Source organism: Salinivibrio sp. PR919 (genome assembly GCF_001995355.1).
GTDB lineage: Bacteria > Pseudomonadota > Gammaproteobacteria > Enterobacterales > Vibrionaceae > Salinivibrio > Salinivibrio proteolyticus.
This window is the reverse complement of sequence record NZ_MUFL01000122.1, coordinates 1-6,065: the sequence shown is the minus strand read 5'-3', so window position 1 is coordinate 6,065 and position 6,065 is coordinate 1. Positions and strand designations below refer to the sequence as shown.

General features: G+C 49.5%; 6 protein-coding genes. 2 read left to right on the top strand and 4 right to left on the bottom strand.

The window, feature by feature from the left end; all coding sequences use genetic code 11:
* Window positions 1–233 precede the first annotated feature (233 nt).
* Window positions 234–710: a redox-sensitive transcriptional activator SoxR gene (soxR, locus tag BZG83_RS15540; RefSeq protein ID WP_077481894.1), complete on the bottom strand. Its 477-nt coding sequence runs from the start codon at window positions 708–710 to the stop codon at window positions 234–236.
* A 97-nt stretch (window positions 711–807) separates the two neighbouring features.
* Between soxR and BZG83_RS15535 the strand changes: the two genes are divergently transcribed.
* Window positions 808–996 carry a hypothetical protein gene (locus BZG83_RS15535; protein WP_077481892.1) on the top strand — a complete coding sequence of 63 codons (189 nt, stop codon included), beginning with the start codon at window positions 808–810 and terminating at the stop codon, window positions 994–996.
* Between the two features lie 91 nt (window positions 997–1,087).
* Here the strand turns inward: BZG83_RS15535 and tkt are convergent, their stop codons facing one another.
* The 3 genes from tkt to BZG83_RS15520 form a co-directional block, all read right to left on the bottom strand.
* Window positions 1,088–3,082 carry a transketolase gene (gene tkt, locus BZG83_RS15530; protein WP_077481890.1) on the bottom strand — a complete coding sequence of 665 codons (1,995 nt, stop codon included), beginning with the start codon at window positions 3,080–3,082 and terminating at the stop codon, window positions 1,088–1,090.
* An 83-nt stretch (window positions 3,083–3,165) separates the two neighbouring features.
* On the bottom strand, window positions 3,166–4,116 hold the full coding sequence (gene tal / locus BZG83_RS15525) for a transaldolase (protein ID WP_069586735.1): 951 nt from the start codon (window positions 4,114–4,116) through the stop codon (window positions 3,166–3,168).
* Between the two features lie 182 nt (window positions 4,117–4,298).
* A complete protein-coding gene (locus BZG83_RS15520; protein ID WP_443216378.1) occupies window positions 4,299–5,315 on the bottom strand; it encodes a sugar-binding transcriptional regulator in 1,017 nt (338 codons plus the stop codon).
* Between the two features lie 283 nt (window positions 5,316–5,598).
* On the opposite strand from BZG83_RS15520, the gene BZG83_RS15515 reads away from it, so the two are divergent.
* On the top strand, window positions 5,599–6,065 hold a 467-nt coding region (locus BZG83_RS15515), incomplete at its 3' end, for a 7TM-DISM domain-containing protein (RefSeq protein ID WP_338012846.1).

Below are 6,065 nucleotides of genomic sequence, written 5' to 3'. Positions count from 1 at the left end.
TTACGATACCAGTTGATTGATTAGACATAATCATTCTCTCTTAAATTAAAATAAATAGGGTAGCTTTGAACGGAGTCGATGAAATGTCTAAAAGCGAAAGTGGGTAACGTTAGAAACTCTATAATATTGATAATAGCGTAGCTTATGTCGACTTTTACTTGATGAATCATTGATGCTCCATGTTCCAGAGCTGTGACCACCATACAGCAATCCCAGTTCATGTAAAGCGTTTATTACTTATTTTGTCCCSAGTGTTTTAAAAGATCAGACACATTGGTTTTTGGGTGGTTGAGCACGTTGTCATCTTTGGTGGCTTCGCCCACCACGTCATTGGGATTATAGAGCGCACATGATTTCATAGAGAGGCAGCCGCAGCCGATGCAGCCACTGAGGCTTGACTGTAGCTGTTGAAGCCGCGCAATTTGGTCGTTCAGGGTCTGATCCCAGTGCTCTGCCATTTTACGCCATTGCGCTTGAGTGGGAGCTTGGTGTGAAGGAAGTTCGCTGAGTGCTTTGCCAATCGCATCCAGTGACAGGCCAACATTTTGCGCCGCTTTGATCACGGCAAGGCGACGCAGCACTGCACGGTCGTAACGACGTTGGTTACCCGCGTTGCGTTGACTCACAATTAGCCCCTTTTGTTCGTAAAAATGCAGGGTAGAGACCTTTACCCCCGCACGCTTAGCCACTTGCCCGACACTCATGGTCATTTTTTGCTCCCGTTGCTGTGATTTTCATTTACCTCAATATAACTTGAGGTTTTATGATGGCGAGTATGTTGAAAAAACAATGAGAGGGAAATCACTGATGGCAATCACGGAACAAGGTTTTACCGTCACTGTGATGAAGGTTGTCACTATCACGGTTGGCATTACGCGATCTAATAAAATGTTGAACGTTTGTTCAACAGATGAGCTCTCTGAACATCTTCGCCACGATCTCGGTGTGAGAGCTGCGTATCATCGTCGTCCATCAGCCAGTCGCTTTCTTTACTGATTTTACTAAGCAGCGATGAAAAGGCATAAAAAAGGCCAGTCTAAGACTGGCCTTTGTGCGCGTTAGCGTGCTAATCGCTGATTATAAGGAACTAGGCGAGTAGTTCGTTGGCGGTCTCTACAACGTTTTCAACGGTGAAACCAAACATCTTAAATAGCTCACCAGCCGGTGCTGATTCACCAAAAGACGTCATGCCAATGATACGACCGTCTAGACCCACGTACTTGTACCAATAGTCGGCAATGCCGGCTTCGATCGCGATACGCGCGGTTACGTCAGATGGCAATACAGATTCGCGATAGGCTGCATCTTGCTTGTCAAACAGATCCGTGCTTGGCATTGAAACCACACGCACTTGCTTGCCTGACTCACTCAGTTGTGCCGCCGCATCAACGGCCAGCTCAACTTCAGAGCCAGTTGCAATTAAGATAAGCTCTGGCTTGCCCGCACAATCTTTCAGGATGTAGCCGCCTTTGGCAATGTTAGCAAGCTGTGCATCATCACGCTCTTGTTGGGCAAGGCCTTGACGCGAGAAGATCAACGCGCTTGGCCCGTCTTTACGCTCAACGGCTGCCTTCCAAGCAACAGCTGATTCTACTTGGTCACATGGACGCCAAGTGCTCATGTTTGGTGTCTGGCGTAGGTTAGCCATTTGCTCGACCGGCTGGTGAGTTGGGCCGTCTTCGCCCAAGCCGATTGAATCGTGGGTATAAACCTGAATGTTTTGCACCTTCATCAAGGCCGCCATACGCATCGCGTTACGCGCGTATTCCATAAACATCAAGAAGGTCGCACCGTAAGGTACAAAGCCGCCATGCAACGCAATACCGTTAATGATGGCCGTCATACCAAACTCACGCACACCGTAGTGTAGGTAGTTACCGCTTGCATCGTCAGCGGTAATGGCTTTTGACCCAGACCACATGGTCAGGTTTGATGGCGCCAGATCCGCTGAACCGCCAAGCAGTTCAGGTAGCAGTTTGCCGAAGGCTTCTAGTACGTTTTGCGACGCTTTACGTGAGGCAATTTTCGCAGGGTTAGCCTGTAGGTCTTTGATGAGCTTTTGGGTTTCGCTGTCCCAGTTTGAAGGCAGGTCACCTTTCATACGACGAGTAAATTCCGCCGCGAGTTCTGGATACTGCGCCTGATAGGCAGCGAATTTTTCGTTCCATGCTGCTTCTTTGGCCGCACCGGCTTCTTTGGCATCCCACTGTGCATAAATATCTTGTGGGATCTCAAACGGACCGTGCTCCCAACCAAGGAATTCGCGTGCCGCTTTGATTTCGTCTTCGCCCAGTGGTGCGCCGTGGCAGTCATGGCTACCGGCTTTGTTTGGCGAACCGTAACCAATGGTGGTTTTGGTACAAATAAGCGTTGGTTTGCCGGTTTCAGCTTTTGCCGCTTCGATAGCTGCTTGAATCGCAGCAGGATCGTGGCCGTCGACCGCTGGGATAACCTGCCAGCCATAAGATTCAAAACGTTTTGGCGTATCGTCAGAGAACCAACCTTCAACGTGACCGTCGATTGAGATGCCGTTGTCATCCCAAAACGCAATCAATTTACCTAGGCCCAAGGTACCGGCTAGCGAGCAGGCTTCGTGAGAAATACCTTCCATCAGGCAGCCATCACCAAGGAACGCGTATGTGTGATGATCGACAATATCATGGCCGTCACGGTTGAATTGAGCAGCCAGTGCTTTCTCAGCCACGGCCATACCGACGGCGTTAGTAATACCTTGGCCAAGCGGACCGGTTGTGGTCTCGATGCCAGGAGCATAACCGTACTCTGGGTGACCCGGTGTTTTTGAGTGCAATTGACGGAATTGCTTCAGATCGTCAATGGCAAGGTCATAACCCGTAAGGTGCAGCAGTGAGTAAATCAGCATTGAGCCGTGGCCGTTTGATAGCACAAAGCGATCGCGGTTTGCCCAGTCTGGATTTTGTGGGTTGTGGTTCATGTGGTCGCGCCACAAAACCTCGGCGATATCAGCCATACCCATTGGGGCACCTGGGTGTCCCGAGTTAGCTTGTTGAACTCCGTCCATCGCAAGGGCGCGAATGGCGTTGGCTAGCATTTTGCGTTCCATGTGTATACCTACAGATTGAACAGGTTGAATACGGTATCGACGTTAATCATAAAAGCGGCCTAAGCCGCTTTTATTGTGTTAAATCACAGTTGCTCGCGAATCATGGCTTCGAGCTTGCCTTGGTCAACCGCGAAATTGCGGATGCCTTCAGCAAGTTTTTCAACGGCCATCGCGTCTTGGTTATGTTCCCACATAAACTCAGCATGGGTCATACGCGCTGGGCGCTGCTCTGTGGCGCCAGTATCTTGCAATTTCACTGGCACGTCACCCTCTGCGTCACTGAGCTCTTGCAGCAGTTGTGGGCTAATGGTTAGACGGTCACAGCCTGCCAGTTCCAAGATTTCGCCGGTGTTACGGAAGCTTGCGCCCATGACCACAGTATTGTAGCCATGTGACTTGTAATAGTTGTAGATGGTGGTGACGGATTTCACGCCCGGGTCTTCTGCTGGTGTGAAATCACGGCCTTCCTTCGCTTTGTACCAGTCCATGATGCGGCCAACGAATGGTGAGATCAAGTAAACACCAGCCTCGGCACAGGCGCGCGCTTGCGCGAAAGAGAATAGTAGCGTCAGGTTACAGTTGATCCCTTCTTTTTCTAAGATCTCTGCAGCGCGAATACCTTCCCAGGTTGAGGCGAGTTTGATCAAGATACGGTCGTTGCTGATCCCAGCCTCGTTGTACATGCTGATCAATTTACGAGCTTTCGCCACACTGGCGTCAGTGTCGTAAGATAGGCGTGCATCCACTTCGGTTGAAATACGGCCAGGGATAGCGTTGAGGATTTCTTTACCGATATTCACGGCAAGACGGTCGCAAGTATCTGCCACTTGTTGATCGGCGTCGTTGCTGTGTGATTTGGCGTAAGCAATCGCTTCTTCGATGAGCGGCGCATATTCTTTGATTTGCGCGGCTTTCAGGATCAGCGACGGGTTTGTCGTTGCATCTTGTGGTTGGTACTTTTTGATCGCTTCGATGTCACCAGTGTCAGCGACAACGGTGGTCAGGGCGCGGAGTTGGTCCAGTTTGTTGCTCATCTTCACTCACCTTTTCTGCGTGATAGGCTCAGACGCCACGTTTGCGGGTTAGCGCCTGCTCTGAATATGAACAGATGCAACGCGCCTGAGCAAATGATGTGACGATCTTTGTGTTTTTAACGTCGATTGTCAATTGTATTGCGAAATAAACCCGCGATACATCTCACTTCTTTGTATGTGGTTTACTCTGGCTGTTGAAATGTGATCCGTTTCTCGTTCGGTGCTGGTTCTGACATATTCAATAGCGCCATGGCGCAACTGGCACTGGTTGCTAACACGTCAATGACACCTGTACGCAGTGCACCTAAGATGGACAACGCTTTGCGGCTTTCGCTTGCCATGGCAATCACATTAGGAATACGCGCCAAATCTGGCATAGCGAGACCCACTACACGGCCTCGCATCAGATTATCGGTCGGTTGACCGTCCATGCGGAAAAAATCAAAGCCGCCAATGTCACCGACAATACCATCGTTAACCCGTGCTTCTACAAATTCTCGGGCGCTAAAACAGCCAAGTTTTACCATGTGGCTATTTTCATCCATATCGCCAATTCCCACCAGCGCAAACTCTGCTTTTCTGGCTTGGTTCAAGGTTTCGCTGATGTTGGGGTGAGAAACAAAGACTTGTTGAATGGTTTCGTTGTCGACATAGGCAGGAGCGTAGAGGGTTTCGCTGCTTCCACCAAACTTTTTGGCTAGACGCCGACAAATATGGTCAGCGTTAAATGCATCACCACTGCGGTGCGTACCACCAATGGCGCAGACAAAGCGTGCTTGGCGATGAGACACCACACCTGGGTGGTCTGCGACTGCCGCGACATTTTGTCCTTGACCAACAGCGACGACCATACCGTCGTTCAGGTTGGCATCCAAGTAAGCTGAGACGAGTGTTGCTACCTGCATACGTTGCTCTTGGGCACTGGGTTGATCGAGAGAGATAAGTGCGCGCTTTAAATTAAACCTGTCCATTAAACGCTGCTCAAGCTGCGCACTATGGACGGGGTGAAACTTCACTGTGATTTCGACGATCCCTTCCTCTCGCGCTCGTCGCAGCAACCGACTGACCTTGGGGCGGCTGATCTTGTACTTACGTGCGATCTCCTCTTGTGTGGCGCTTTGTTGGTAGTAAAGAATAGCGATTTCAGTCAATAAATCGGTGTCTTCTTGCAACGCGTCTGGTGAGGTTGGCATCGTCATTATCGGTGTACTCATTGGCTACTAGGGCGCTGCCCTGAATGGAATTGATTGCAGTATAGCGGCGAACATTGTAATGAACAAATGTTCAAAGATAAGTTAAGTGTTCACTCGCTGTGGGCTGACGAGGTAATAAAGATGAGATCTGTGTTTGAAAAATTAGCCATGTCTATCTAGATTTACAAATGATAGCCTTGAAAATTATTCACGGTGTCGTAAAAACCATGACAGATTGGCAGGGTTGGACTGGTCTGCTGGGTCAATCACTATAAAATTTGGAGTGAAGATGCAAATGCAGGCTCTGCAATCGCGACAGGCACTCATCTGGACCACTATTGCACTCGCCGTTGGGTTTGTGGCGTCTGTTTTTTATGGTATCGCTAGCCTAACCCGTGTCTCACAGCTCAATGATCCCTTGCTCGATGTGGAATACCGTTACTTTATTGACGAGACTAACGAGTTACCGCTCGATTACGTGATTGAGCACGCGCCGTTTGCCACTGTACAAAACCCTGAAGCAATCCCCTGGAAGCTAGAATATCAGACCTTTTGGATACAAGTGGAGTTTGACTATAAAGGGTTAACTGAGCGTCATCTCCATATTCTGACCGATAATACGACGATTGATTACTTGGATGCGTATCACCTGGTTGATGGCGATCAGATCGTGACTAAGTATGAGGGAGGCGATGTTACTCAATCGCGATTAGCAAATATGTCTCTTCCTGCCTCAGTACCGGTCACGCTCCTACC

Excerpts from the sequence above, each read along its gene's own strand:
- tal (WP_069586735.1), bottom strand. The coding sequence starts at position 4,116 with ATGAGCAACAAACTGGACCAACTCCGCGCCCTGACCACCGTTGTCGCT.
- tkt (WP_077481890.1), bottom strand. The coding sequence starts at position 3,082 with ATGGAACGCAAAATGCTAGCCAACGCCATTCGCGCCCTTGCGATGGAC.
- BZG83_RS15535 (WP_077481892.1), top strand. The coding sequence starts at position 808 with ATGGCAATCACGGAACAAGGTTTTACCGTCACTGTGATGAAGGTTGTC.
- BZG83_RS15520 (WP_443216378.1), bottom strand. The coding sequence starts at position 5,315 with ATGACGATGCCAACCTCACCAGACGCGTTGCAAGAAGACACCGATTTA.